Here is a 23,904-nt window from a genome sequence, read left to right as displayed (position 1 = left end):
TCACAAGACAACCATTCAATTAGATATTTTTTCCTAATTTGCTGATGATTAAACAAAAAGAAGCACCGCTCTTCACGATGCTTCTTTTCAAATTAAGCTTCTTGTCGGACTGGTTTTTTTAGAATTCCGAGAAGTAGCGCTGTAACAATGGCACCGATTAAGATGCTGATGATGTAAAGAACTGGATGGTTTGTTACCCAGAAAACGAATAGTCCGCCGTGCGGTGCAGGAAGCGTCACTCTAAAGAATTCTGTTAATCCACCTGCAACTGCTGCACCAATCACAGCCGAAGGAATGACGCGCAGAGGATCTGCCGCTGCAAACGGGATCGCCCCTTCCGTAATGAACGCAGCTCCCATGAAGTAGCATGTAATACCTGCTTCACGGTCACGTTTAGAGAATTTGTTTCTAAAGATCGTTGTCGCTAGGGCAATTCCTAGAGGCGGCACCATTCCGCCTGCCATAATCGCAGCATGCGGTGCATAGTTGCCAGCAGCAATCATCGCAAGACCAAATGTGTAGGCCGCTTTGTTAATCGGACCACCCATATCAATGGCCATCATACCAGCTAAAATAATCCCCATTAATACAAGGTTTCCAGTACCAAGTGATTCAAGCCAGTGTGTTAATCCGTCCATGACCATTTTAACAGGTGTGTTGACGATGTAATGCATGATAATCCCTGTAAAGAAAATACCGAACAATGGATAGAGCAGAACTGGTTTAATACCATCGAGCGACTGTGGTACAAAAGTGAATACTTTTTTGAGCAGCACCACAATGTAACCAGCAAGGAAACCAGCAATCAATCCGCCTAAGAATCCAGCACCTGCTGCAGAGGCCATGAATCCGCCAACCATACCTGGTGCGAAACCTGGACGGTCTGCAATACTCATTGCGATAAATCCAGCTAATACAGCAACGATTAAGGCAAGCGCATTATCTCCGCCAATTCCTTTTAATACAGCTGCAAATGAATTGAAAGAAGGATCTTTAGGGTCAGCTGAGTTAATTCCCCAGAAGAATGAAATCGCAACGAGGATACCGCCCCCAACAACAAACGGAAGCATGTTGCTTACACCGCTCATTAAGTGCTTATAGAATCCACTTCTTCCCTTGCCTGATGATTCATTTTCATCTTTTGAAGAACTGCCGCCTGAACCTTTATAAATCGGCGCATCTTGATTGATGGCTTTTTCGATCAATTCTTGCGGACGGCGAATTCCAGCTGTCACAGGTACTTCAATGACATGTTTGCCTTTAAAGCGTTCCATTTCCACTTGTTTATCAGCTGCCACAATAATAGCTGGCGCTTCTTCAATTTCTTTTGCTGTCAGGGCATGTTTAATTCCACTAGAGCCGTTTGTCTCAACTTTAATGTCAACGCCCATTTCTTTTGCTTTTTCTTTCAAAGCATCTGCAGCCATAAATGTATGCGCGATGCCTGTTGGACAAGCTGTCACCGCTAAAATTTTAGCAGGTTTTCCCGGTGCAGCCGGTTCCTCTTTGACTTCCTCTTCTTCATCGTCTTTATCATGTGTATTGATAATTTCAATGATTTCATCTTCAGTAGCCGCTTCAAGAAGCTGCTTTCGGATCTCTTCACGCATGAGAAGTGTGGATAAACGAGAAAGTGCTTCTAAATGCGTGTTGTTTGCGCCTTCAGTTGCTGCAATCATAAAGACAAGATGACTTGGCTGTCCGTCTAATGATTCATAATCTACACCAGCTGTTGAACGACCAAATGCAATAGCAGGTTCTTTCACACTTGCTGTTTTCGCATGAGGAATCGCAATTCCTTCTCCGATTCCCGTAGAGCTTTGTTTTTCACGATTAACAACAGCTGCTTTGTAGCCTTCTTTATCATTTAATTTACCAGCTGTATCTAATACAGTGACCAGTTCTTCAATAACGGCTTCTTTTTGCTGGCTGTCTAATTGAAGCTTAATCGTATGCTTCGTGAGTAGTTCTGTAATTTTCATGATGACTCCTCCTTTAAATGCGTGTGACTTTTACTTGTGGCAATAATGTATCGACAAGCTCTTTTGTTCCAAGTTCCTCAGAAAATGCTGTAGCACTTCCTGATGTGACGCCAAGCTTAAATGATTCTTCTATGGAAAGGCCTTTAGAAACGCCAGCTAAGAATCCTGCAACGACTGAATCCCCTGCACCAACTGAGTTGATCAACTTGCCTTTTGGAACATTAGATTGAAAGATCCCTTCCTTACTAAATAAGAGAGCGCCGTCTCCAGCCATAGATACAATGACATGTTCAGCACCTTGTTCCAACAGCTTTTCCCCATAAGGAATGGCTTCTTCTGCAGATGAAATACTGGTTTCAAACATTTCACCTAACTCATGATGGTTCGGTTTCATTAAGAATGGTTTCAGATCTGCTGCTTTTTTTAAGGCTTCTCCAGAAATATCAAGTACTACTCTTACCCCTTGCTTCGCACATACTTCAGCAATGCGCTCATATGTGTTATGAGGCAGTGAAGAAGGAATGCTGCCTGCTAATACAACGACATCGCCTTCTGTTAATGAAGTGAATTGGGATAAAAACGAATCGAACTGTGCTTCAGTAATACTTGGACCGAGCCCGTTGATTTCCGTTTCTTCGCCTGTTTTTAGTTTCACATTGATACGTGTATCTTCTGACACCTCATGAAAGGCTGTTTGTAATTGTTCGTTTTGTAAAAAGTCTTGAATATATTTGCCTGTAAAACCGCCAATGAATCCAAGTGCTTTTGATTCAACACCGTGCCGTTTTAAAAGCCTTGAGACATTGATTCCTTTACCACCTGGATATTTTTTGTCATAGGTTGAACGATTTAAACCGCCGACCGCAAAATCCTCCACGTGTACGATGTAATCAACTGATGGGTTTAAAGTAACTGTATAAATCATGTTTTCACTACCTTTATAACCGTTTTTTCATGGTAATTATCGAATGAATCCTCTTTTGCGTCGTTTGTGATAATGGTGGCTTCCTGTAAACTAGCAAAGGTTGAAAACGATATTTCGCCAAACTTTGAGGCATCTGTTAAGATGTAGGTTTTTTTCGCCTGCTTCATGGCTCTTTTTTTAATGAGCGCTTCTTCTGGATCAGGTGTTGTAAACCCTGCCTCGGGATGAATGCCGTTCGTCCCAACAAAGCTTTTGTCAAAACGGTAATTTTCCATAGCTGTCAAAGCTGCGGCTCCCACCATGGCTCCTGTTCGATGTTTCACTGATCCGCCTATCAGGTAAAAAGAAATGCCTTTTCTCATGAGTGCTTCAATGTGCATGACACCATTTGTCACCACCACGATATCTTGATCTGGATCGATAAAGTCAATCATTTGCTGTGTTGTCGTACCAGCATCTAAGTAAATACAATCGCCTTGTTTTAAAAGTGATGCAGCTGCCTCTGCAATCAATGACTTTTCATGAAGGTTTTTGGCAGATTTCTCAAACACATCTGGCTCAAGACGAATACTAGATATTTTAGCAGCTCCTCCGTGAACTCTTTTAAGAAAACCTTTTTCTTCGAGGGCTGACAAATCTCTTCTAATTGTAGATTCAGACGCATCCGTCATAATCGTTAAGTCCTGTATTTTGATGACATCGTTTTCTTCTAAATAGTCGATAATGAGTTGATGTCTTTCTGGTGTTAGCATTGAAAACACCCCCTTTTGAAAACGTATTCATTTTGCGCGCACCTTTATTGTAATCGCTTTTTTCAACATTATCAATACAAAACAATCAAATACATTCAATAACTATCAAAATCTTTCACAATGGTCATCTTACCTTTATATGTACCATTTGTAAACTGAAAAATATGTGACATTGAGAAGAAAGTCATGATATTAGCATTTCTATCATTTTTCATTTCATTCAATTGAACGAAAAAAAGCCTTTATGCGTTTTGCATAAAGGCTTCAGGTGCGGAACAGCAGGCAACATATCTCGTTCTACCTTCTTGTCAGCACCTTGAACGTTATCTTTAGGATTATTCATATCTAAGTGATTCAATAGGATCGAGCCTCGCTGCTTTATTGGCAGGAATCAGTCCAAAAATAATACCAATGAGCATACTAAATAGGACGCCTCCACATACGATCTGCCACGATACAAGAGAAGGCCACCCTGCAAACAGTGACACAAGTGAAGCACCTCCTAAGCCAAGCGCGATTCCAAGTAACCCACCGATCAGTGTAAGGACGACAGACTCAATTAAAAACTGAACGAGTATTTGAGCCCTAGTTGCCCCAAGTGCCTTTCGAATTCCGATTTCTCTTGTTCTTTCTGTGACTGATACGAGCATAATATTCATGACACCAATGCCGCCGACAAGTAATGAGATACCAGCAATTGAGCCAATGATTGTTGTCATGACAGACGTAATCTGACCAATGCCTGCTGCAATCTCTTCCAGATTGATCATTTCGTAAGCATCGTCTGTATGGTGATTTTCATTTAATCGTGCAGCCGCACTCTTTCCTACTTCTTTCATTTGATCAGCATGTGCGACTTGAATAGACAACTTATCATATTCTTTCACACCAAATGCAGTTGTCAGCATTGCAAAAGGGACATATATTTCATTCATATCAAATGAAAACAGCCCTTCCTGTTTTGCTAAAACCCCGATCACCTCAACCGGCTGTCCATTCATCCAAATCAACTCGCCTACTGCCTTCTCTCCATTAAACAATTCTTTTTGTATCCCTTCTGAAATAACAGCTGCCCTTCTTCCGCTCCTAAAATCGATTTCACGTAAGTCCTGTCCTTCTGCTATATGTAATGAATGTACATTCGTGTAGCCTTCATTAATCCCATTGACCGTTGCATCTATTGTTGTATCTTGGAATCTTAATTGCATGCCTTGTGCCGTGGAGGAGGCAACCTGTTTAACCCCATTCAATGCTTGAACACTTTGAATGTCTTCTTCAGTAAATGTGGCTTCAAATAACGCATTCGGATTCGCATTTAACTCCTCATCAGAGGGTGTATAGGTCATATCAATGGTATTGTTTGGCCCTGAAATTGATTCTTTCAGCATTTGCTCGCCGCCTTGACCGATGGCAACGACTGCAATCACCGAGCCAACCCCAATAATAATGCCAAGCATCGTTAAAATAGACCGCAATTTATGAGCAAGGACAGAATTCAGCGCTATTTTGATATTTTCAAAGAGTTTCATTCATTCGTCTCCTTGTATCAATCTATCTTGAGCGAGGCGTCCATCTCTCACAACGACTATCCGGTTTGTATACGCAGCTATTTCTTCTTCATGAGTAACGAGCACAACCGTTGTTCCTTCCTCATTGAGCTTTGTAAACTGTTCCATAATCGAGCCGCTCGTTTTTGAATCAAGAGCGCCTGTTGGTTCATCTGCCAAGATAAGCTCCGGCTCATTGACAATCGCACGTGCGATGGCTACTCTTTGCTTTTGACCCCCTGACAACTCGTTTGGCATATGCTTCATTCGATCTGCCAAACCAACCTTTTCAAGTGCCATTTCCGCACGTTCTTTTCTTTCCTTTTGACTGATACCAGCGTAAATCATCGGAAGTTCAACATTTCGCCTCGCATTTAATCTAGGCAGTAAATAAAATTGTTGAAAAACAAAACCAATGGATCGATTTCGAATCACTGCCAGTTCTTGATCCTTTGCTGCCGACAGCTCCATACCTTGAAAATGGTACTGTCCGGAGGTCGGGTGGTCCAGACAGCCAATGATATTCATTAACGTTGATTTCCCAGAGCCGGACGGGCCCATAATGGACATATACTCGCCTTTACCAATGACGAGGTCCACTTCACTTAATACATCAAATGTCTCCTCAGCGACTTCGTAGCTTTTTGTCACGTTTGAAAGCTGAATCATTCAGCATTCACTTCCATTCCGTCATACATATCATCTGATGGCTCTGCAATGATTTGATCTTCTTTTGTTAAACCTTTCGTCACTTCAAGATCTTGACCTGACGTTTCACCTAATGTCACTTTTACTTTCTTCAGTGCATTCTTTTCAACAACATAAACGAATGATCCATCTTTCTCTTTTTTCACAGCTGTTTCAGGAATTGTGTGCACTTGACGCTTGTCCGTTTCAATTTCCATGATCATTTTAAAGCCTGGTTTTGCATCCGGCTTTTTCCCTTTTATTTCAATTTCGACTGGATATTGTACGGTTTGATCACTAGCAGCTGTTTCTGCTGTTGACCGGGCAGGCACAGCGCCCACTTTTTTCACCACTCCTTGCCAACTCTTTCCGCGAATGACATCAGACGTTACCTTTACTTTTTGTTTCTTTTTGACTTTCATAGCATCATACTCACTGATTAAGCCTCGTACAATCATTTTTTTCTCGTTGCCAATATGGATTACCGGCTGTCTCTCTTCTAGCTTCCCTGCGCCAGCATCTTGCTCAATGGAGATGACTGTTCCTTCAATTTTGCTATGTATCGTTAAATCTTCTATTTGTGCCTTTACTTTTTCTTGGTTAAGCTCCGCTTGTTTTTGCTCTAATTCAGCGGCTTTGAGTTCGAGTTCAAGCTGATCTCGCTCGTTTTTCGAATCAGAGCCCGCCTTTTTTCCCTGGTTTTCATCTAATGTATTGAGTCTATTTTGTAATTGTTGAAGCTTTAGTGTACTTGATTCAGCCGCAAGTGCTTGCTGCTGTTCTTCAAGCTCCAGTTCCTTATTTTCATATGTAAGGAGCGGTGTTCCAGCTTTCACCTTTTCTCCTTCTTTCACAGCGATATGATTCAGGCTTCCCTTCTCCTCTTCTGTATAAATAAATTGCTCCTCCGAGAATGAAAGTGTTCCAGGCGTCATCACCTTAGAGGTTATTTCTTTTGGTGTGAGTTTAACTGTTTTAAATGCTGCCGTAGACACAGGTTTTGATTGGTTTTTTGCAATGTTAAATCCAATAAATAAACCAATCACAATAATCAAAATGGATCCGATGATGATTTTCTTTCTCATAAAAACATTCTACCTCCAGCTTACTGCATGTTGATGGTGATCGTAGTTCCTACATATTGAAAAATTAAAGATAATACATAAAAGACACTCACAATAATCCAAGATATTCTTGGCGAAATGCGGCCGACCTTGATCAATAAAAAGCCTGTTAAAACAAGATTCCAGATCACAAAAAGATCGATATTTGCGAACACAGCATGCCATGAACCAGACATTCGAATGAATGCGTTTAATGAGGTAATAGTGATATCTTTTGGCACATGAAAAATGATGATCGCTAAATGAGAAATGATCGTACCAATGATCGTAATAGGTGTGATATAAAGCACACCTGAAAATAGCTGCTGAAACGTTGCATCACCTTTTGCTAAAAAGACGATGAACTTGTATACGGCAGTATTAATGACAATCCCAATGACCAAACCAATGAGCGTGATCACATAAACAAAAGGTATCGGCAAAATTAAATCTGCCCACAATCCTTCATTCACTAGCTGAGACAAATAAGTGACCACTACTGTTAAAACAAGTACACATGATAAAGGCCACCAAACGAATGGCTGCTCCCACACTCTTTTTAAATGCTCTGATGGTCTTGTGCTTACGCCTATAATTGTGGGTTTTTGCGTTGTTTCTTTCATCAAATGTCATCCTCTCCATGTGCTGTAAGTATGGAAACGTTTTTTCATACTCTTGTTGTTTCTATTTTATCAAAAGATTGCCAATAAGTGATAGATCATTTGATTTTCTTATTTTCATAGTGATAGGATTGAATCTATTATTCTATTTTCATGAACGACATCTTTCAAATGATACCTTGATCCGACCATATTCATATGAAAAAATCATGATTTTACTGACTGAAAAACATTTTATGAAGTAAACAACATGTCTTTCGGAATAAATATCCTTTTCCTTTGGATTCAGATGGTCTCAGTTAGACACAACAATTTTTTGTTAAAATATTCCTAGTAATTTCAATGAATCCCGGCTTTATAGGACTATGTTTAGCGCCTTTTATAGAACAGATGAGCCTTTAGTAACAATACTTTCATATTAAAAAAATAAAAATAAAAGGATTTTACTTGATCAAATGTTATTTTTTCATATAATGTAAAATAGAGGTAGGTTAAATGATAGTGGAAATGGAGTCAAGTGAATGTTAAGAGAAAAATTGAAACTGCAATTGATTTTACTTTATGAAAAGGAACAAGAAACATGGCAATACTTTCGAAAGGAAAGAGAACTGATTTATCATGAGCTTAAATTACTTGATATGAAAGAGAGCAGACCTTCTAATGACAAAATATACTACGCAGCAAGGTGTGTAGATATTATTAAAGAAAAAAAGGGAAGCATCGTGAGCACAAAAGAATTAAAAGAACAGCTTCAAGCACGAACAGATTTCAATGTGAGACGAATCAGCGAATTGTATGATCTCATTCAACAGCTCGATCCTCACATTTCTAAAGCACGCCGGGGATGTTTTATTTACGAAGATCATACCCAAGTACCTCTACAATCTTTTCACACATAAAAAAATTGGTTACAGCCGCCGGCCATAACCAAGTCCTCTAATATCTATTATCCACCACTTACAGGAGGAATGAGTGCAACAGTGTCCCCGCTACGCACTTCAGCATTTCCCCTCGTATATATTTCGTTGACTGCAACCATCACGTTTTGTGCAGTATCAACACCATATACCTCCTGTAATTCTATTTTAATCTCATCAACCGTTGTTTGATCTTTTTGAATGATGATTTGTTGTTTACCGGCCTTCTCAGCAAGGCCGGCGAACAATAATACGCTAATCATGCCGCTTCCCTTCTTTCTCGTTAAGTTGGAGAGTACTAGGTTTTCCTTCCGGGTATGAAACGGTTTCAAGCTGATCACCTATCCAAGCCTCTCCATCTTCCCAGTATTCCTTTTTCCAAATAGGAACGATTTCCTTTATTCGTTCAATCGCATATTCATTGGCTTCGTATGCAGCTTTCCGATGTGGTGATGAAACAGCTATTGCCACTGCAATGTCACATATCTCAAGAGTGCCAATACGATGCACAATAGCAGCTTCTGTATCGGGCCAGCGTTTTTTAATTTCTTGGCCAATTTGACTCAACATATTTTCCGCCATTGGTATGTATGCTTCATATGTTAAACGCAGCGTTTTTTTGCCATTTGTCCATTCTCTTACCGTGCCTATGAATGTCGTAATGGCTCCCGCTTTGCGTCTTGTGACATGCTGAATCAATTCATTCACATCAATTGGCTCTTTTGTGATGTTAAAAAGTTCATTCATACGAGGCTTCCCCCTTCAATAAATTAAAAGCAAATGTGATCCCGCGCTTATCAAATGCTGAAAACACAGGAAACGGGTATTTCTCAGTGAATTGCATTTCTTTATTGAAATAAATGGCTGTTTGTATATGAGAAAGTGTTGAAAGATCAATGAGTTCCTGTTCGTCTTTGACACACAGGATTTTGCGGTAAGGCGCCTGTTTGTATCCTTCGATCAAGACGGCATCTAAAGGAAGATGCTGACACATGTTGAGTAGTTGTGCGAATGTCATGTGCCGTATGAAAAAGTGACATTCACCTTCTCCCTCCACACCTGCGGCAAATGCACCCGCTTGAACATATCGATCCGTATCTTTTTGTTTGAACAGACGGTCTGGCTTTCCACCATGTCCGTGATGTTTGAAGCAGCCTAGCTGCATTTCTTCTTCATCCGCCAGCTGACATAATTTTTCGATCAGCGTCGTTTTACCACTATTTTGATAGCCCACGACTTGTAGAATGTTTAATTTGTCATCCAACATGGAGCACCGCCTTCGTGGTGAAATAGCAGAACGCTGACCTGGTCACCTGCACTAAACCCTCTTGTTCCTCCGGGCAAAACAATGAAACAATCAGCATGAGCAATCGATGTCACCGCACTAGATTTATCAAGACCTGTTGGCGTCACACTTAGCTGACTGCCAGTAAAATGAAGTGATGCTCTAACAAAACGTGTGAACGGATTGGCTTTTGGAAAATCATGTGTCAGCTTCGCCTCAGTAAAAACGGGAAATGGATTTTCTTTCAAACACCATTTATAAATGATCGGTTTGACAAATAGTTCAAATCCAACAAAACAGGCAGCCGGATTTCCTGACAGCCCATAAAGCAATTGACCATTTGGCAACGCAGCAACGGTCGTCACACTTCCAGGTCTCATGGCCACTTTATTAAACAACACATCTGCACCTAGTTTTTCATAAATAGCAGGTAAAAAGTCAAAATCACCTACCGATACACCACCTGTTGTGATGAGCATATCAACTTTGCTTAAGGCTGCTTTTACTGCTTCATAGCTTTGATCAAAATCATCGGATACACCGCCTAAATCAAGCGGTTCTCCTCCAGCTTCAAGAACCTGAGCGTACACCATACTTAGGTTACTATTTCTAATTTTACCGTCCACCATGGCATCACTTACTTGTAGGAGCTCGGTACCTGTTGAGATGATACCGATGACCGGTTTTTTGACGACTGGCACAACCGCATACCCGAACGTTGCCAATATCGCCGTCACGCCTGGGGTAACTTTTGAGCCTTTTTTGATCATGACGTTCCCTTTGAGGGTCTCTTCTCCTTGCCGAGAAATATTGTCTCCCTTTTTCAGAGGTCTTTTAAGTGACATCATTGATTTACCGTCTTTTTCAAACGTTTTCGTCAATTCAAGCATGATCACAACATTTGCTCCTTTTGGAATCTTCGCTCCTGTCATGATGCGAATCGCTTGAAAAGGACCGATCGTTTTTGCAGAAACAATACCTGCCCCTATATGATCAATGACCTCAAATTCAACCGGATGCTCGCTCGATGCATCCTTTGTATCTTCTGCTCGAAGTGCAAAACCATCATACGGAGAACGATCAAAGGCAGGAACATCGTGATCTGCTAAAATATCCTCTGCAAGCCATCTTCCAAGGCTGTTCTTTAAAGGAACCCATTCGACTTGTCCATGTTTTTGAAATTGGTGGACTTTCTTTACTGCCTCTTCTACTGGAATTGGCTGTCGTCTTTCCATCACTTCTCACTCCTATATGCCTAGCAGTCTTGCTAGTAATGAATTGGCTACTTTTTCATCATTTGTCCCATGGATTAATACACGTCCTCCTTTAAAACAAACGATACGGTGTCTTTCATAGCGTATATGAATTAAAAAATCGTTCACTTCCACCTCACAAATAGAGGACAGACGCTCTTTTACATGCTGAAATGAAAGGTTTTCTAAATCCTTAGATATGATTTGAACGGTGTCACGTCCGCAAAGAACCGCTGTTTTTTTGCGCTGTTCCTGTAAATATGGATACGTTCTATTTGTGCCGCAAGAAGGACAGCTCTCCTGCTTCGTACGAGATACATCCATTTTAAACGAAGACGACTGCCACAAATCAAACGTGACAAACTTTCGCTCCATTTGCTCTTCATGCCCTGTTAAATATTTTAATGCCTCTGTTTGCTGATAAGCCGACACCATTTGGACAGCAGGAGAAATAATACCAGCTGTATCACATGTCAAACCCCCAACAGGCATTGAGGTAAACACACAGGATAAGCAAGGTGTTTTGCCCGGCAAAATGGTCATATACATTCCCTGACTGCTCACACAGGCACCGTAAATCCAAGGCGTATTTGTTTCTAAAGATAAGTCATTCATCACCATTCTTGTCTCAAAATTATCAGTCGCATCAATGACGATATTTGCTTTTCGGAATAAAGGTCTTAACAGCTCTACTCCTGCATCTTCAATAAGAGCGTGAATGGTCACTTCATGGTTGATCTCTTGGAGACGTTTTTTAGCTGCTGCCGCTTTTGGCACATGCATCTTTGCATCGTATTCAGTGTACAGCTGCTGCCGCTGTAAATTTGAGAATTCGACATAATCACGATCTACAATCGTCAAAGTACCAATTCCTGAACGGACAAGCCCTTCAGCAGACGCTGTTCCAAGTGCACCAGCTCCAACAATAAGGACATGGCTTTCGGCAAGCGCAGACTGCCCTTTTTCCCCTACCGGAGTGAACAAGATTTGCCTTGAATATCGCTCGTTCAATATTGTTCTCTCCTCCTCGTTTTTATGTATCATATCATACCGTTTTCAGGTAAATCGCTTCTTTTATTGATATTGTGAAATTCATTTGGTGCCACGTTCAGTTCGTCGGCTGGAACAACCTGGACGTGAAGTTTTTGTAATAAGTCTTTAATAGCTAATTGATTCTCTTTTAAGCACGCAGAAATAAACGGAAGACTGCGGCGGTGATAAAGCGCAAATAACGGCTGTAATCTTTCCTGCACCATCGGGACCACAGCATCTACATGCTCATGGCAATAAGAAGATAAAGCGACGGCTGTCTCTTTTCGTATGAATGGCATATCACATGCCGTCACTAAATACCACTCTGCTTCTTGCTTTTGCATAGCGGTATATATGCCTGCAAGCGGGCCATACCCACGCACTTGTTCATCATCTAACCAAACAGCTTGTTCCCCTCTTGCTTTGAAAAAAGGCAGAAGCTTCGGGTGACTGATGATGACGGTTTCCCCTTTCAAAAGTTGCTCTTTCACATGTTCATATAGTGGTTTCCCCTGATAGACATGACTTGCCTTTGGCCCTCCAAAACGCCTAGAAGCACCTCCGGCTAGTATCACATTCACTATTCTCATCATCTCATCCCCTTTGATATGGTTGTTCTAATCGCACTCATTTCGCATACTTTATTGATAACATGAATAAGGAGGGTCTACCTATGAACCGGCGCCATGCTTCTCCCCTATTCCATGATCTGTCTCAAGAAAATCTATTTTTAAAAGCTGAAACGGCCAAATATCAACAGATGATTTCAGATTTACAGTCCACATATACGTATGCTAAAAACAAGAAGCTATCTCAAGAATATCATGAGATGAAAAAGGATTTCACTCAATTAAAACAACAATTGGATGAAATGACCATTGACCAAGACGAAGCATCATCTAAAATACAGGATCTCTCTTATAGCAAATCGGAATTATTACATAAAATCGTCCTTCTTCATGAAATGCTGCAAAAGGAAACCTATCATAGACGAAAAGAAACAGAGGAAAAGCACCGATTGCATTTGAAGGTTGTAAAATATAAGGAAATGTCTCAGCAACTACAGGAGCGATTACTAGACCAAGATAAACAGCTTGCAAAAGAGGAGAAAAAAGGAAATACTTTATCCGCTGTGATTGAAAAACTGCAACAAACTCTAGGCGATAAAAACGCAGAGCTTCATTTATTACAAGAAGGCGTGCGGCATCTACAGGAGCGTTTTTATGAAACACAAGAAAAATTACTGCAAATCGAAAAAGCAAAAGAAGCCATTTTTTATGAAACACTCACGAGCTACCAAAAACAGTTAGCCGAAAGCGAGGAATGGATCGCTTCTCATTTTGCTGATATCGACCAGTCAGCCCAAACAAATGCCGAGCCGATCTCACAAGACCCTATTTTGCAAACAACCGAAGAAATAGGACCGATTTTGAAGAAACTAAACGAACAAGTAGAAACGCTCCAGGCAAAAGTTGATGCGGTGCAGCGGAGTGGAGAGGTCATGACAGTGAAGATCGATGGATTTAAAAAACAGCGCGACAACATGCCCAAAGAACGAAAGATTGTCTATACAGTTGATCAAAAAAAGTGATCCGTTCATCACGTACGCAAGAAAAAACTGCTGGCATTTACGCCCAGCAGTTTCTTTTTTATTTATTCGTCTTCTGTTTGAATGTCGCCTTCTAAAATATACTGTCCGCGATAAGGTTTCTTCACTTCTGGGTACATTTTAATTAAGCTTTGCATAAACGTTGTCATATTTGGAATTTCAAGACCGCTCTCTTTTTCAATCTCTTTTTGAAGTTCAGAGCTTTTAATCGCAGCATTATGACGCTTTAATGTTTTGATTGCAGCTTCACGAAGCTTAGCTGCCTTTGATCCAGGTCTAGCTGTGCCTCTTCTGCGTCTTGTAGATCCTTCAGGAATACCTACAGGTGCACCATTTAGCTGACCTGTTCCTAAAGATGATGTAACGTTTGACTGCGTTTGCGCAGGCTGATTGTAGCTTCTCATTTCTTGTGCAGCCAGCTCAGCTAATACAGGCAACGAATCCGTTTTTCTCTCTGTACGCACTTCTTTTTTTGTATCTGTGACGAGACCTGTACCTTGACGGTCTAATTCTCTTAGTTTTGCGTAAATCGCATCTCGTTCAATTTGATATTCACGGATGACCTTTACTTCTGCTTCGTTTAATTGTTCCAATCGTAAACGTAACGCTTCCCTCTCATTAAACAATGGATTTCCCCCTCATCATATAAAAAATATTCTATAGTAAATATTAGATTAGAAAACTAATTTTATCAACTATTTTTTTATCATTTTACAGTTTGCTATCAGATAGGTATTTCCAACTAAAATTTTGCCAAAGAAGAAAAATCGGCACCCATTTCATTGCCACTATAGGCTTTTAACTACCTTTAAAATATTGTAAAAATTTTGAATAAATGCTTATACTACTTGATTTATATAGTTATTTACCAAACTGAAATTTCTTTTGTGCAAAAACGTTCTGAATAGTAAAAAGTTAAAATCTTTACATTTTCATTTCAAAATAAAAATGTAAATAGGTCATAATACCTTTTTGTTTCAGGAAATTTTTTTAATGAAATCCCTCATTTTCTCTTTTCTTAGGCATTCCACCTACAATCATATTCATCCAGTGCAATATGTCTCCTATTTTTCCCCATGAAAAAACCCCCATGAATGGGGGAAAGCCTATTCTGCAGCCTTTTCAGACTCAGAAAGAACTCGATTGACACGTTTTTCAAGCATTTTCATACCGCTGCCGCCAGCTTGGAAGTGGCGTAAAGCACCTGTTTTATCGAATACATAGTAAGCTGGTACATATTCGTTCTCAAATGCTTCTGTTAATTTATGGTCGCTGTCTACAAAGATTGGCTGTGTGATTTCATGCTCATTTGCAACCTCTTTGATTTTTTCTAGATCTAGGTCATCCTCTGAACGTGGCATATGAACTGCGATCACGTTTAGTTGATCCTTGTATTCATCACGGAATTGGTTCACTTGCGGCATCGCCTCTTTACAAAGGTGACAGCTAACTGACCAGAAGTGGATCAATGTTGGTTTATCACCAATTAATTCTTCTCTTGTTACTTCTCCATTTAACCATTCTTTTGCACCAGTTAGTTCTGGCATTGGTTGACGTAATTTCATTTTGAAGCGCCTCCATCCATTGTATGTCTCGAAACAAAAAGGTCTAACATCAGTTAGACCCCAGCATGTAGACAAACCCTCGCATTCTTTGTCAGTCCTGCGTGCTGATGCTCACAAATGTCACATTCGCTTCGCGCCAGTACTCGTCCTTCCTAGGGCTGCAAAGGTTTTCTATCACGCTGAAAAGAAGACAAAGGGCTAAAATCAAGTTCATTTTAGCCCTTTGTCAACAATCTGAAGGTCTAACATCAGTTAGACTGCTTCTTCAACTATCAATTAAAGTGTTTTTTGACCAGGCTTCCAGTTCGCTGGGCAAAGTCCACCAGTTTGTAATGCTTGAAGAACACGTAGTGTCTCATCTACATCACGACCGATATTGTTGTGGAATACTGTTTGATATTGAAGTTCGCCTTCTGGGTTAATGATGAATAGACCACGAAGTGCAATTCCTTCTTCTTCAATTAAAACACCGTATTCTCTAGATACTGTGTGGTTTGTGTCAGCAGCTAGTGGGTATTTTAATTCTCCAAGACCATTGTCTTTACGATCTGTGTTGATCCAAGCAAGATGCGTATGGATTGTATCAGTAGATACACCGATGATTTCTGCATCTAAATCTTCAAACTCATCATAACGATCGCTCATTGCTGTAATTTCAGTTGGACAAACAAAAGTGAAATCCATTGGATAGAAGAAAAGAACTGTCCATTTGTCATTCTTGATGTTTTCCTCTAAACTCACTTTACCAAATTCCTTATTAGCAAGTACTGCTTCCATTTCAAAACGTGGAGCTTGTTTTCCTACAAAACGCTCTGCCATATGTAAATCCCTCCAAAAATAATATCTTTATACAGACTTCTTAGCTGTATATAAAATGAGAATCAATAGGTTAAATTCTCATTTAGTTAATAACTTCACAAATATAATTATAATACTTAAGCGATTTTTAGTCAATATTAATTAATAATAAATTTAATTAACGATTTGTCACAATCTCTCGCTCCAACTATTAAAAGTTTAACATGACTTGCATAAGGGAACAAATGATTAGCTTCTCATTTCGCACATACATAGAAAGGTTTTGAAGATCATGAAAGCACTTGAACAAGTAGATTGGGTTTCCATCATCATGAACAGCAGTATAATTTTGTTAAAACTAATCGCTATTTTTGTGATTTATTTTATCATCAGAGCGATTGGAAACAAGATGATTAAGCGTGCCTATTCAGCATTCTCTGAAAAGCATGATGTCTCTTTATCACGAGCTCAAACGCTGCAAAGTCTTACCTTAAATATTTTCGCCTACTTGCTGATTTTTATTCTAGTTGTGATGATCCTCGACTTATTTCATTATAACCCAACCGCCTTGCTGGCTGGGGCAGGTGTTGTAGGACTTGCCATTGGATTTGGCGCTCAGGGATTAGTGAGTGATATTGTGACAGGCTTCTTCATACTGCTGGAAAAACAATTTGATGTCGGCGAGTATATAACGGTTGCTGGTTTCGATGGGATCGTTGAACAAATTGGACTGAGAACAACACAGCTTAGAAGCTTTGATGGCACTCTTCATTTCATTCCAAACCGAAGTATACTTAATGTAAGCAATCATTCACGAGGGACGATGCAGGCACTCGTTGATATCGAATTATCCCCAGATGAAAATGTGGATCAGATGATCACCACTTTGCAAGCAGCCTGTGATGAAGTTCGTGAGAGCATGCCGCAAATCATCGAAGGTCCTCAAGTCGTTGGAGTGGAATCATTTGGCTCCTCATCCCTCGTCCTTCGTATCATTGCAAAAACTGAAACGATGGAGCAGTGGCGTGTCGAACGAATTCTGCGCAAAAAAATGAAAGAAGCACTCGATCTAGCCAAAGAGCAAAAAGAACCAGGATCATAAAATCCTGGTTCTTTTGTTTGTTTTATTGAACACGCTGTTCTACTTCTTGACAAATTTCATCAGCCGTCATACCTGACGCTGTAATGACAGATGCCTTTGTCGTTGTGTCTGAAATGCCAAGAACATTTGAATCTAGTCCTGTGACCACATAGCAGTCACACTGATCCATTTGCTGTTCATTTTGAATACGTACGACATCATACCCTTTTTGCTTCAAAAGCTCTTCTACATCGGATAAAGATTGTTCTACACCAATTCTTGTCATAATCAAGAACACCTCCTGTACATAAGGTGTACAGGAGGTCATTTGATTATTCATTCACCTGCTTGCTTTTTAAAATAAGCCGTCATGACGTTCACAGCTGTTTCAATCGCATTTTCGTCAGGAGTCAGCTTGGCATGGTGCAGTCCATATTCTGAATCTACCCCCAACCAAAACATGAACCCAGGGTATTTTTTCAGCATGTAGCCGAAATCTTCTCCTGTCATCGCTTCTCTGCATTCAATAACATTCGCAAGCCCTTCTTCGGCTACATATGACATAAATTCCTCTGTCAAATCCTTTGAATTGTCCACTTCGTAATAAGCTGAAGGGTATCGAACTGTCGCCTTGCATTCGTAGCCAATTTCAATTCCCTTTGCCAGTGCTTCAATTCGTTTTCTCACCTTTTTCATAGACTCTGGCGAGAGCGTGCGAATGGTTCCATCCAGCTTTGCGTGCTGCGCAATGATATTTTGAGCAGTGCCACCTGTAATCGTGCCAACTGTAATGACGGCACTATCAAGAGGGTCCACATTTCGTGAAATCACCGATTGCAGCTGCCCTACTAGTGCACTTGCAGCCACCACCATATCATTTGCTAAATGAGGGTATGCGGCATGCCCGCCTTTTCCTTCAAGATCGATCACAAGCTCACTCGTATTAGCAAATAATAGGCCCGGCTTTGTTGCAATCGTGCCGACTGGATATTCAGGTGCAATATGCAGCGCTGTAATAAAGTCTGGCGTCCACTTTTTTAGAACATCACTTGTAAGCATCGGTTCAGCTCCGCCTGGCCCTTCTTCTGCCGGTTGGAAAATAAATAGCAGATCTTCTTTGATTGGCTGATGCACGAAATGATCAATGATACCAAGCGCAATGGTCATATGAAGATCATGTCCACATGCATGCATGTTGCCCTCATGTACCGATTGAAATGGATAGCCCGTTTCTTCAGGGATAGATAATCCGTCCATATCTGCACGATACGCAAAGACGCGCGTAGGATTTGTCCCTTTTACTTTCACAAAAAGTCCAGTCCGCCATGTTTCCATCTCGATTCGATCTGCTGGGTACGATTCGAGATGCTTGATGAGGTAAGCTTGTGTTTTAAATTCCTTAAAACCAAGCTCAGGGATTTGGTGCAAATCTCTTCGAATGGATATTAATTGCTCACGATTTAACAAGTGAACTCGCTTCCTTTCCTCTATACGAATAAGACGTGGATATATCATCCACGTCTATGTCTTCAGTTGCGAATTGTGTCAATTAAAGCTGACGCAGTTCTTGTTTGATTTCAGTTTTACCTTTTGTTTTTTCATCAATGTCTTTGATTTTCTTTGCAGGTGTACCTGCTACAACCGTGTAAGGCTCAACATCGTTCACAACGATCGCTCCAGCTGCTACAACCGCACCTTTCCCAATTGTCACACCTTCTAAAACAACAGCGTTTGCACCGATGACAACATCATCTTCTACTACAACTGGCTTAGCAGAAGGCGGCTCAATAACACCTGCAAGAACAGATCCCGCACCGATATGACAGTTCTTACCTACTGTCGCACGGCCGCCAAGAACAACGTTCATATCAATCATCGTACCTTCACCGATGACTGAACCGATATTAATAGAAGCACCCATCATGATGACTGCATTATCGCCAATTTCCACTTGATCACGAATGATTGCACCTGGCTCAATACGTGCTTTGATGTTTTTCAAATCCAACATAGGAATCGCAGAGTTACGACGGTCATTTTCCACGACAACATCTTCAATTTTGTCTTTGTTTGATGCTAGAGCTTCTTGAATTTCGCTCCACTCACCGAAGACAACACCAGTGTTACCTGTGATAAATGTTTTTGCATGTTCACCAAATTCAATACCTTCTAAGTCCCCTTTAATGTAGACTTTAACAGGTGTTGATTTTGTACTATTTTGAATAAATGAAATAATTTCATCAGCGTCCATTTGTTTCATGTATGTATGTCCTCCTCTTAATTTATACTTCATTACTGTACCAAAGGAGAGTTTTAATGACAAGTGAAAGAATTGTCTGCGCCTTGGCAAATAAAACAAGCGGGCCTCTTTATCCCGCTTCTTGCTGGTGAAGATGAACAAATTGTCTCCCAAAAGAAATCAATTCCTCTTCCTCGTTTCCTTCTGGATTCAGCTCTATTTTGATGGATGGTAGGACGATATCACCGCCCAGCTCCTTCACTTTTTCTTCAATTAAATCCACAGCTCCACAAAAATGTTCATAAGATGTATCTCCAGAACCGAATACAGCAAATGCTTTACCCGTCAAATCAAGCTCTTCCATTTCTTCATATAGATCAATAAAATCATCTGGAAGATCACCATCTCCCCAAGTATATGCACCTAACAGAATGTGCGAGTAATCATGAAGAAGTTCAGCATCAATATCCATCGCTTCATGCCGGTCCACGCTAGCCCCAGCTTCCTTTAATCCTTTTTCGATTAAATCAGCCATTGCTTCTGTATTTCCTGACATTGTGGCATACACCAATAAAACTTTTTTCGTCACTTTTTCTTCCTCCTTATTAATGAATCAGTGCAGGTTCCTCATAAGGCCTGACAAACTTACTTTCATATAAACCCGCACAGAAAAAATTCTCCTTTTGATTGGCGACACGAAAACCGTGCCCTTTGATCGTATCAAACCACTTGAGCTCTTTTTGCTCTATATCAAGCTGATACACTTTAGAAAATCCATGCTCGTCCTGTGAGGTGGTCACGTACACAATGCCGTTATCCTCTGACACATCCAAAAATGATTCCTCTCGCGTAAAAGCTTGTGATTGAATATCATGCAGCATATTTGTATGTAAGTCTAAAATTTGAACAGATCCTCTTTTCCCTTTTTTAGAGCCCAACGCACAGACAAGGAGGTGTTCCCCGCAAAGCAGCATAGAAGCAGTCATTCGGTGCTCTTCTCTGTTTAGGAGAAAAACCTGTTCACTTTTGAAGTCATACACCCATATTCCTCCATGCACCTCATGAATCTGCGTTCCAATATAAAGATAATCGCCGGCTACACATAATGAGCGAATCACAGGGGGCTGATTCACATGAGCAAACGGCTTCATAATTTCCCAGGAAATTCCGAAATCGGTTGACACATAAATACTATGCTTTCCATGTGCGCATACAAACCCATCTTTGCGTCCTGTAATAGACCAAACAACTGCATTTGTCGGAAAAGATGATAGCGCCCACGTATGGCCCTCATCTCCTGATCGTATGACAGTTCCATTTTCACCAACTCCGAACAAATACGGACCAATATAACTGATAGCGTGGATTTTATGCTTGAGCTTAAAAAGCTGCTGCCATCCGCCCTCTACACTGTAATGAAAAATACCTTCTCGTTTGACAGCAACAAAGTAGCCGCCACTTTTAGACGCAGCTACAGCTGTCGCACCTTTATGAAACATGATTTTCAACTCTTTTCTCAGACAATGATGCCCACGTTAAAAAGCTTGTTGCAAACTCCTCACAGCACGCCACATCTTCATCTGTATCTGGCGCAAGTTCCATTTTCAATGTTTCAGGAAATACGGATGCACCTGTTGATTTCAGCATGTCATGAAAGGTATGAACAGCCTCGCAAAACTTCGGATAACTGTAATCGCCTGATCCAAATACCGCCGCTTTGATGTGACTAAGTTCAAGTGCTGAGACCTCTTCATAAAAATCTTCAGCTTCATAAGGTAAATCACCGTCACCCCATGTGTAAGAGCCGATCATGACATAATCGTATGAAGAAAGATCTTCTGCGCTTGTGTCGTCAAATTCCATCATCTCTGTCTCTATCCCTTTTCCTTCAAGCGTTTGTTTTAAGATCGCTGCCATGTCTTCCGTATTGCCAGACATACTCGCAAATGCAATTAGTGCTTTCATCTATTGGTCACCTCATCTAAATGATAATCATTTTCAATTATTATATGTACACTTTAAATGATAATGATTTTCATTGTCAAATGTTTTATGAAAAGGTGCTGTTCAAAATAAACATGACGTACATCAAAAAACCGCTCATTCCAATTGGAAGGCGGCTTTAATTGATTATCACTCTATCTCTTTGTGGTTTACTCTTTTTTTATTTCTGAATAAAATATGGACCGCAATCGGATTCGTGCGTCATCACAAATGTCCAATTTTCTTCCCAATCCATGACATACAGATCGCTATAGTCCATGTGTCCGTCTGTATACGGCAGTTCCTTCACTGACAGGTCAGCGGCGTTTTCAAACAGATACGCTTCTTGAGTAAATTGATAAAAAATAGTACATGTATGCTTTGATTGCTGATGAAAGGCGTTTATCGCTGCCTCTTTTTCAAGGCATTCAACTTTTCCCCAGCTGCATAAGTGCCATAGGAAACCATCCATCCCAATCTCTTTTTGTTCTTCTAAAGAAAGATGACTTGCAAAACGTCCACGCCATCTCTCGCGTAAATAAGTTCCCCACTTCGGTATATCCATCTTCTTTTTTTGTTGATTTCTCATCATTTCTTCCAGCTTTCTGCTTTTTCAGTATGAAACAGATAAATCTATTAGAAACCTAATCAAACCACTTATCCTAAAAAGCACCTCCTCTTCCAGAAGTACTTACACTGCCTCACTTTCAAGCATTTCTTTCACCACACCAACAAATGCTTGAACTTGTTTTAACTGAAAAGAGGCTTCATATCCTAACAGCCACGTGTCACGTCCGATTTGCTCTCCATTTGCGTCTACAAGCGGGGTTTTGTGTACACTTTTCTCATGATCATATAAGGTGACCGAAGGCAAAATGGCGTAGCCGATACCGTGATAGGCCATTTGTTTACATGTCTCAATCTGGTCCACAAGAATCGTCTGTTTTGGCGACACTTTAAACTTTTGATGCCACCAGTGCTGAATTTCTTGATAATAGGTGCTATCACTTTTAAATTGAATAAACGGGCGTTCTGTCTCAATTAACTCATCCACGTCCTTGATGACAGAATCGACTAAATATAAATGATCGGTCATTAAGTATTCCTTTGTGCCCTTCCAATCAGGATTCCCGCGAATGATGCCAATGTGGACATGGTCTTCATACAGACTTTTAAGCATCTCACTGCTCCAGCCTGTCACAAGAGATACTTTGGCATTTGGGTATTTCTCGACATACCGCTTCAGCACCTTTGGCAGCCAGTGCTGACCAATAATGGACGCAACTGCAAGCTTGAGTGTACCGTGAATTTCTCCTTCAAGCTCGTCAATTCTCTCTCGCACTCGATCCTGCTCAGTCGTGACCTCTTTGGCGAATTGAATAATCTGTTCGCCAGCTGAAGTGACTGTCAGGCCTTTTTGTGAACGAAAAAAGATTTTGGTTCCCCACTCTTTTTCAATCGTTTGCAGCCTTTGAGATAAGGCAGGCTGAGAGACAAAGAGCCGCTCTGAAGCCTTTCTCATATTCAATTCCTCACTAAGTACAACAAGCATATGTAACTCTTGAAGCTGCATGAACGCCCTCCTTCTCTTGATAAGTTTTTCTTATTTTATATAGTCATTATATAAATAATAGCTTATGAAGGCAAAAAAAATAAGCTGGGCTACAGCTCATTTTTTTGCGGAATGAATGACTTCATTTAAGCGCTTTAATACAACACGCCGAGTGAAAATTCCTTCGAATACTTGCTCTTCATTTTCCACACAAACAAATCCATTATTCGTCACAGCGTGAACGCCTTTTAAAACAGGATCCGTCGTTTTCAGTCTTGGAATATCTGATAGCATGACCTCTTCTACCTTCAATTGGTCGAGCTTTTCAAATTCAATTCGTTCTAAGCCAAAGATTTTATCCATGATCATATTTGTTCCAATTAACCCATGAAGGTGATAAGAAGCATCCAGAACAGGTATGGCTGTATATCCTGTTTTTGTCAGGACCAATAGGGCGTGCTCAAGATTATTTCCAATTTGAACGTGTGCCACTTTATCTGCATCAATCATATGCTCAGCTACTGTTGACTCAAGTAATTGAGCCGGTTCTATCTCTATCATGTTTCTTCGACCCCTTTTCTCTCAATCATCAATCATACATTCCCGTTTAACATTAAGCATAAACTAAAACGAATTTTGTCGAAAGATTTTTTTCTGCATAAAAAAGATACTCAGCGTAGAGTATCTAATAGAATGTTCAATCGATATTAATTCTCAAACCTTACTCTGTCATACAATGTGATCAATTTCTTATACGTATTGTCGTCGACATTTTTTGTTCCACATTCTATATCATTGATCTCACTGCTTAGTAATTCGACAGCATATTCCTGATTCAGTAATACGTTTAATAATAGCTTTTTCTCTTCTTCATTAAAACGATTTTCGATGACGCTCATTCAACATCAGGCCCCCTGTTTCATATATGCTTTTATATTGATTAGCAGGCGTTTGAATGTCTGCTTCCTCTCTAT

29 protein-coding genes are annotated in these 23,904 nt (G+C 40.4%); 3 read left to right on the top strand and 26 right to left on the bottom strand.

Going from position 1 to position 23,904, the window contains the following annotated elements:
* Window positions 1-92: 92 nt before the first annotated feature.
* The 7 genes from NSQ17_RS07155 to NSQ17_RS07125 form a co-directional block, all read right to left on the bottom strand.
* On the bottom strand, window positions 93-1,982 hold the full coding sequence (locus tag NSQ17_RS07155; protein ID WP_272511466.1) for a PTS fructose transporter subunit IIABC: 1,890 nt from the start codon (window positions 1,980-1,982) through the stop codon (window positions 93-95).
* 13 nt (window positions 1,983-1,995) lie between these two features.
* Window positions 1,996-2,907, bottom strand: coding sequence for a 1-phosphofructokinase (pfkB, locus tag NSQ17_RS07150; protein ID WP_047946873.1), 912 nt, complete (start codon window positions 2,905-2,907; stop codon window positions 1,996-1,998).
* Window positions 2,904-3,659: a DeoR/GlpR family DNA-binding transcription regulator gene (locus NSQ17_RS07145; RefSeq protein ID WP_008345143.1), complete on the bottom strand. Its 756-nt coding sequence runs from the start codon at window positions 3,657-3,659 to the stop codon at window positions 2,904-2,906. The genes pfkB and NSQ17_RS07145 overlap by 4 nt, the downstream gene beginning before the upstream one ends.
* Before the next feature lie 335 nt (window positions 3,660-3,994).
* Entirely contained in the window at window positions 3,995-5,188 is a 1,194-nt protein-coding gene (locus tag NSQ17_RS07140) for an ABC transporter permease (RefSeq protein WP_024719554.1), read from the bottom strand.
* The gene (locus NSQ17_RS07135) at window positions 5,189-5,875 is read right to left on the bottom strand and encodes an ABC transporter ATP-binding protein (RefSeq protein WP_045034218.1); all 687 of its coding nucleotides are present in this window, start codon (window positions 5,873-5,875) and stop codon (window positions 5,189-5,191) included.
* The gene (locus tag NSQ17_RS07130; RefSeq protein WP_342467985.1) at window positions 5,872-6,978 is read right to left on the bottom strand and encodes an efflux RND transporter periplasmic adaptor subunit; all 1,107 of its coding nucleotides are present in this window, start codon (window positions 6,976-6,978) and stop codon (window positions 5,872-5,874) included. The genes NSQ17_RS07135 and NSQ17_RS07130 overlap by 4 nt, the downstream gene beginning before the upstream one ends.
* A gap of 20 nt (window positions 6,979-6,998) precedes the next feature.
* A complete protein-coding gene (locus NSQ17_RS07125) occupies window positions 6,999-7,619 on the bottom strand; it encodes a YIP1 family protein (RefSeq protein ID WP_342467984.1) in 621 nt (206 codons plus the stop codon).
* A gap of 518 nt (window positions 7,620-8,137) precedes the next feature.
* On the opposite strand from NSQ17_RS07125, the gene NSQ17_RS07120 reads away from it, so the two are divergent.
* Window positions 8,138-8,515: a hypothetical protein gene (locus NSQ17_RS07120; protein WP_342467983.1), complete on the top strand. Its 378-nt coding sequence runs from the start codon at window positions 8,138-8,140 to the stop codon at window positions 8,513-8,515.
* A gap of 47 nt (window positions 8,516-8,562) precedes the next feature.
* Here NSQ17_RS07120 and moaD read toward each other — a convergent pair whose 3' ends face one another.
* The 6 genes from moaD to NSQ17_RS07090 are packed head-to-tail and all read right to left on the bottom strand — an operon-like array spanning window position 8,563 to window position 12,693.
* Window positions 8,563-8,796, bottom strand: a complete 234-nt coding sequence (gene moaD, locus NSQ17_RS07115) for a molybdopterin converting factor subunit 1 (protein WP_008345159.1) — start codon at window positions 8,794-8,796, stop codon at window positions 8,563-8,565.
* On the bottom strand, window positions 8,789-9,280 hold the full coding sequence (locus tag NSQ17_RS07110) for a molybdenum cofactor biosynthesis protein MoaE (protein WP_041092418.1): 492 nt from the start codon (window positions 9,278-9,280) through the stop codon (window positions 8,789-8,791). The genes moaD and NSQ17_RS07110 overlap by 8 nt, the downstream gene beginning before the upstream one ends.
* Entirely contained in the window at window positions 9,273-9,800 is a 528-nt protein-coding gene (gene mobB, locus NSQ17_RS07105) for a molybdopterin-guanine dinucleotide biosynthesis protein B (protein ID WP_342467982.1), read from the bottom strand. The genes NSQ17_RS07110 and mobB overlap by 8 nt, the downstream gene beginning before the upstream one ends.
* Entirely contained in the window at window positions 9,782-11,056 is a 1,275-nt protein-coding gene (glp, locus tag NSQ17_RS07100; protein WP_342467981.1) for a gephyrin-like molybdotransferase Glp, read from the bottom strand. The genes mobB and glp overlap by 19 nt, the downstream gene beginning before the upstream one ends.
* A gap of 9 nt (window positions 11,057-11,065) precedes the next feature.
* A complete protein-coding gene (locus NSQ17_RS07095; protein WP_024719562.1) occupies window positions 11,066-12,082 on the bottom strand; it encodes a MoeB/ThiF family adenylyltransferase in 1,017 nt (338 codons plus the stop codon).
* A gap of 29 nt (window positions 12,083-12,111) precedes the next feature.
* The gene (locus tag NSQ17_RS07090; RefSeq protein ID WP_268356711.1) at window positions 12,112-12,693 is read right to left on the bottom strand and encodes a molybdenum cofactor guanylyltransferase; all 582 of its coding nucleotides are present in this window, start codon (window positions 12,691-12,693) and stop codon (window positions 12,112-12,114) included.
* Between the two features lie 83 nt (window positions 12,694-12,776).
* Here NSQ17_RS07090 and NSQ17_RS07085 point away from each other — a divergent pair, with 83 nt between their 5' ends.
* Complete coding sequence (locus tag NSQ17_RS07085; protein WP_144678863.1) at window positions 12,777-13,694, top strand: sigmaE regulated sporulation protein; 918 nt, start codon at window positions 12,777-12,779, stop codon at window positions 13,692-13,694.
* A gap of 62 nt (window positions 13,695-13,756) precedes the next feature.
* On the opposite strand, the gene NSQ17_RS07080 is transcribed toward NSQ17_RS07085, so the two are convergent.
* From NSQ17_RS07080 to ahpA, 3 genes are all read right to left on the bottom strand, one after another.
* Window positions 13,757-14,338 (bottom strand): hypothetical protein, encoded by a 582-nt coding sequence (locus tag NSQ17_RS07080; RefSeq protein WP_007498648.1) that lies wholly within the window; start codon window positions 14,336-14,338, stop codon window positions 13,757-13,759.
* 480 nt (window positions 14,339-14,818) lie between these two features.
* Complete coding sequence (locus NSQ17_RS07075) at window positions 14,819-15,277, bottom strand: TlpA disulfide reductase family protein (protein ID WP_008345174.1); 459 nt, start codon at window positions 15,275-15,277, stop codon at window positions 14,819-14,821.
* A gap of 276 nt (window positions 15,278-15,553) precedes the next feature.
* On the bottom strand, window positions 15,554-16,096 hold the full coding sequence (ahpA, locus tag NSQ17_RS07070; RefSeq protein ID WP_007498654.1) for a biofilm-specific peroxidase AhpA: 543 nt from the start codon (window positions 16,094-16,096) through the stop codon (window positions 15,554-15,556).
* Window positions 16,097-16,367: 271 nt separating this feature from the next.
* On the opposite strand from ahpA, the gene NSQ17_RS07065 reads away from it, so the two are divergent.
* Window positions 16,368-17,177 carry a mechanosensitive ion channel family protein gene (locus NSQ17_RS07065; protein ID WP_024719563.1) on the top strand — a complete coding sequence of 270 codons (810 nt, stop codon included), beginning with the start codon at window positions 16,368-16,370 and terminating at the stop codon, window positions 17,175-17,177.
* 22 nt (window positions 17,178-17,199) lie between these two features.
* Here NSQ17_RS07065 and NSQ17_RS07060 read toward each other — a convergent pair whose 3' ends face one another.
* From NSQ17_RS07060 to abbA, 10 genes are all read right to left on the bottom strand, one after another.
* The gene (locus NSQ17_RS07060; protein WP_024424725.1) at window positions 17,200-17,442 is read right to left on the bottom strand and encodes a YkuS family protein; all 243 of its coding nucleotides are present in this window, start codon (window positions 17,440-17,442) and stop codon (window positions 17,200-17,202) included.
* Between the two features lie 50 nt (window positions 17,443-17,492).
* The gene (locus NSQ17_RS07055; RefSeq protein ID WP_268362108.1) at window positions 17,493-18,671 is read right to left on the bottom strand and encodes an N-acetyldiaminopimelate deacetylase; all 1,179 of its coding nucleotides are present in this window, start codon (window positions 18,669-18,671) and stop codon (window positions 17,493-17,495) included.
* A 34-nt stretch (window positions 18,672-18,705) separates the two neighbouring features.
* Window positions 18,706-19,416 carry a 2,3,4,5-tetrahydropyridine-2,6-dicarboxylate N-acetyltransferase gene (gene dapD, locus NSQ17_RS07050; RefSeq protein WP_342467980.1) on the bottom strand — a complete coding sequence of 237 codons (711 nt, stop codon included), beginning with the start codon at window positions 19,414-19,416 and terminating at the stop codon, window positions 18,706-18,708.
* Window positions 19,417-19,525: 109 nt separating this feature from the next.
* Window positions 19,526-19,984, bottom strand: coding sequence for a flavodoxin (locus NSQ17_RS07045; RefSeq protein WP_008347989.1), 459 nt, complete (start codon window positions 19,982-19,984; stop codon window positions 19,526-19,528).
* 16 nt (window positions 19,985-20,000) lie between these two features.
* Window positions 20,001-20,894, bottom strand: a complete 894-nt coding sequence (locus tag NSQ17_RS07040; protein WP_342467979.1) for an exo-alpha-sialidase — start codon at window positions 20,892-20,894, stop codon at window positions 20,001-20,003.
* Window positions 20,884-21,360 (bottom strand): flavodoxin, encoded by a 477-nt coding sequence (locus NSQ17_RS07035; protein WP_008347992.1) that lies wholly within the window; start codon window positions 21,358-21,360, stop codon window positions 20,884-20,886. Before NSQ17_RS07035 ends, NSQ17_RS07040 begins: the two co-directional genes overlap by 11 nt.
* Before the next feature lie 199 nt (window positions 21,361-21,559).
* Window positions 21,560-21,967, bottom strand: a complete 408-nt coding sequence (locus NSQ17_RS07030) for a DUF4275 family protein (protein ID WP_096881344.1) — start codon at window positions 21,965-21,967, stop codon at window positions 21,560-21,562.
* A 102-nt stretch (window positions 21,968-22,069) separates the two neighbouring features.
* Window positions 22,070-22,951, bottom strand: coding sequence for a LysR family transcriptional regulator (locus NSQ17_RS07025; RefSeq protein WP_039168691.1), 882 nt, complete (start codon window positions 22,949-22,951; stop codon window positions 22,070-22,072).
* Between the two features lie 96 nt (window positions 22,952-23,047).
* Window positions 23,048-23,491 carry a cyclic-di-AMP-binding protein CbpB gene (gene cbpB / locus NSQ17_RS07020; protein ID WP_007498671.1) on the bottom strand — a complete coding sequence of 148 codons (444 nt, stop codon included), beginning with the start codon at window positions 23,489-23,491 and terminating at the stop codon, window positions 23,048-23,050.
* A gap of 146 nt (window positions 23,492-23,637) precedes the next feature.
* Window positions 23,638-23,829, bottom strand: coding sequence for an antirepressor AbbA (gene abbA / locus NSQ17_RS07015; protein ID WP_008347999.1), 192 nt, complete (start codon window positions 23,827-23,829; stop codon window positions 23,638-23,640).
* Window positions 23,830-23,904 lie beyond the last annotated feature (75 nt).

Origin of the sequence: Bacillus sp. FSL W8-0629 (genome assembly GCF_038593225.1) — a bacterium.
Lineage (GTDB): Bacteria > Bacillota > Bacilli > Bacillales > Bacillaceae > Bacillus > Bacillus altitudinis.
Note: the sequence above shows the minus strand (reverse complement) of the source record. Positions and strands in the feature narration are given on the sequence as shown.

What these genes read in the sequence shown, in the direction of transcription:
- NSQ17_RS07075 (WP_008345174.1), bottom strand. Translation starts at nt 15,277, where the DNA reads ATGAAATTACGTCAACCAATGCCAGAACTAACTGGTGCAAAAGAATGG.
- NSQ17_RS07055 (WP_268362108.1), bottom strand. Translation starts at nt 18,671, where the DNA reads ATGATATATCCACGTCTTATTCGTATAGAGGAAAGGAAGCGAGTTCAC.
- NSQ17_RS07030 (WP_096881344.1), bottom strand. Translation starts at nt 21,967, where the DNA reads ATGAGAAATCAACAAAAAAAGAAGATGGATATACCGAAGTGGGGAACT.
- NSQ17_RS07155 (WP_272511466.1), bottom strand. Translation starts at nt 1,982, where the DNA reads ATGAAAATTACAGAACTACTCACGAAGCATACGATTAAGCTTCAATTA.
- NSQ17_RS07130 (WP_342467985.1), bottom strand. Translation starts at nt 6,978, where the DNA reads ATGAGAAAGAAAATCATCATCGGATCCATTTTGATTATTGTGATTGGT.
- ahpA (WP_007498654.1), bottom strand. Translation starts at nt 16,096, where the DNA reads ATGGCAGAGCGTTTTGTAGGAAAACAAGCTCCACGTTTTGAAATGGAA.
- mobB (WP_342467982.1), bottom strand. Translation starts at nt 9,800, where the DNA reads ATGTTGGATGACAAATTAAACATTCTACAAGTCGTGGGCTATCAAAAT.
- cbpB (WP_007498671.1), bottom strand. Translation starts at nt 23,491, where the DNA reads ATGATAGAGATAGAACCGGCTCAATTACTTGAGTCAACAGTAGCTGAG.
- NSQ17_RS07065 (WP_024719563.1), top strand. Translation starts at nt 16,368, where the DNA reads ATGAAAGCACTTGAACAAGTAGATTGGGTTTCCATCATCATGAACAGC.
- moaD (WP_008345159.1), bottom strand. Translation starts at nt 8,796, where the DNA reads ATGATTAGCGTATTATTGTTCGCCGGCCTTGCTGAGAAGGCCGGTAAA.
- NSQ17_RS07120 (WP_342467983.1), top strand. Translation starts at nt 8,138, where the DNA reads ATGTTAAGAGAAAAATTGAAACTGCAATTGATTTTACTTTATGAAAAG.
- NSQ17_RS07060 (WP_024424725.1), bottom strand. Translation starts at nt 17,442, where the DNA reads ATGACAAGAATTGGTGTAGAACAATCTTTATCCGATGTAGAAGAGCTT.
- NSQ17_RS07090 (WP_268356711.1), bottom strand. Translation starts at nt 12,693, where the DNA reads ATGAGAATAGTGAATGTGATACTAGCCGGAGGTGCTTCTAGGCGTTTT.
- dapD (WP_342467980.1), bottom strand. Translation starts at nt 19,416, where the DNA reads ATGAAACAAATGGACGCTGATGAAATTATTTCATTTATTCAAAATAGT.
- abbA (WP_008347999.1), bottom strand. Translation starts at nt 23,829, where the DNA reads ATGAGCGTCATCGAAAATCGTTTTAATGAAGAAGAGAAAAAGCTATTA.
- NSQ17_RS07110 (WP_041092418.1), bottom strand. Translation starts at nt 9,280, where the DNA reads ATGAATGAACTTTTTAACATCACAAAAGAGCCAATTGATGTGAATGAA.
- NSQ17_RS07085 (WP_144678863.1), top strand. Translation starts at nt 12,777, where the DNA reads ATGAACCGGCGCCATGCTTCTCCCCTATTCCATGATCTGTCTCAAGAA.
- NSQ17_RS07125 (WP_342467984.1), bottom strand. Translation starts at nt 7,619, where the DNA reads ATGAAAGAAACAACGCAAAAACCCACAATTATAGGCGTAAGCACAAGA.
- NSQ17_RS07040 (WP_342467979.1), bottom strand. Translation starts at nt 20,894, where the DNA reads ATGTTTCATAAAGGTGCGACAGCTGTAGCTGCGTCTAAAAGTGGCGGC.
- pfkB (WP_047946873.1), bottom strand. Translation starts at nt 2,907, where the DNA reads ATGATTTATACAGTTACTTTAAACCCATCAGTTGATTACATCGTACAC.
- NSQ17_RS07025 (WP_039168691.1), bottom strand. Translation starts at nt 22,951, where the DNA reads ATGCAGCTTCAAGAGTTACATATGCTTGTTGTACTTAGTGAGGAATTG.
- NSQ17_RS07035 (WP_008347992.1), bottom strand. Translation starts at nt 21,360, where the DNA reads ATGAAAGCACTAATTGCATTTGCGAGTATGTCTGGCAATACGGAAGAC.
- NSQ17_RS07135 (WP_045034218.1), bottom strand. Translation starts at nt 5,875, where the DNA reads ATGATTCAGCTTTCAAACGTGACAAAAAGCTACGAAGTCGCTGAGGAG.
- NSQ17_RS07140 (WP_024719554.1), bottom strand. Translation starts at nt 5,188, where the DNA reads ATGAAACTCTTTGAAAATATCAAAATAGCGCTGAATTCTGTCCTTGCT.
- NSQ17_RS07145 (WP_008345143.1), bottom strand. Translation starts at nt 3,659, where the DNA reads ATGCTAACACCAGAAAGACATCAACTCATTATCGACTATTTAGAAGAA.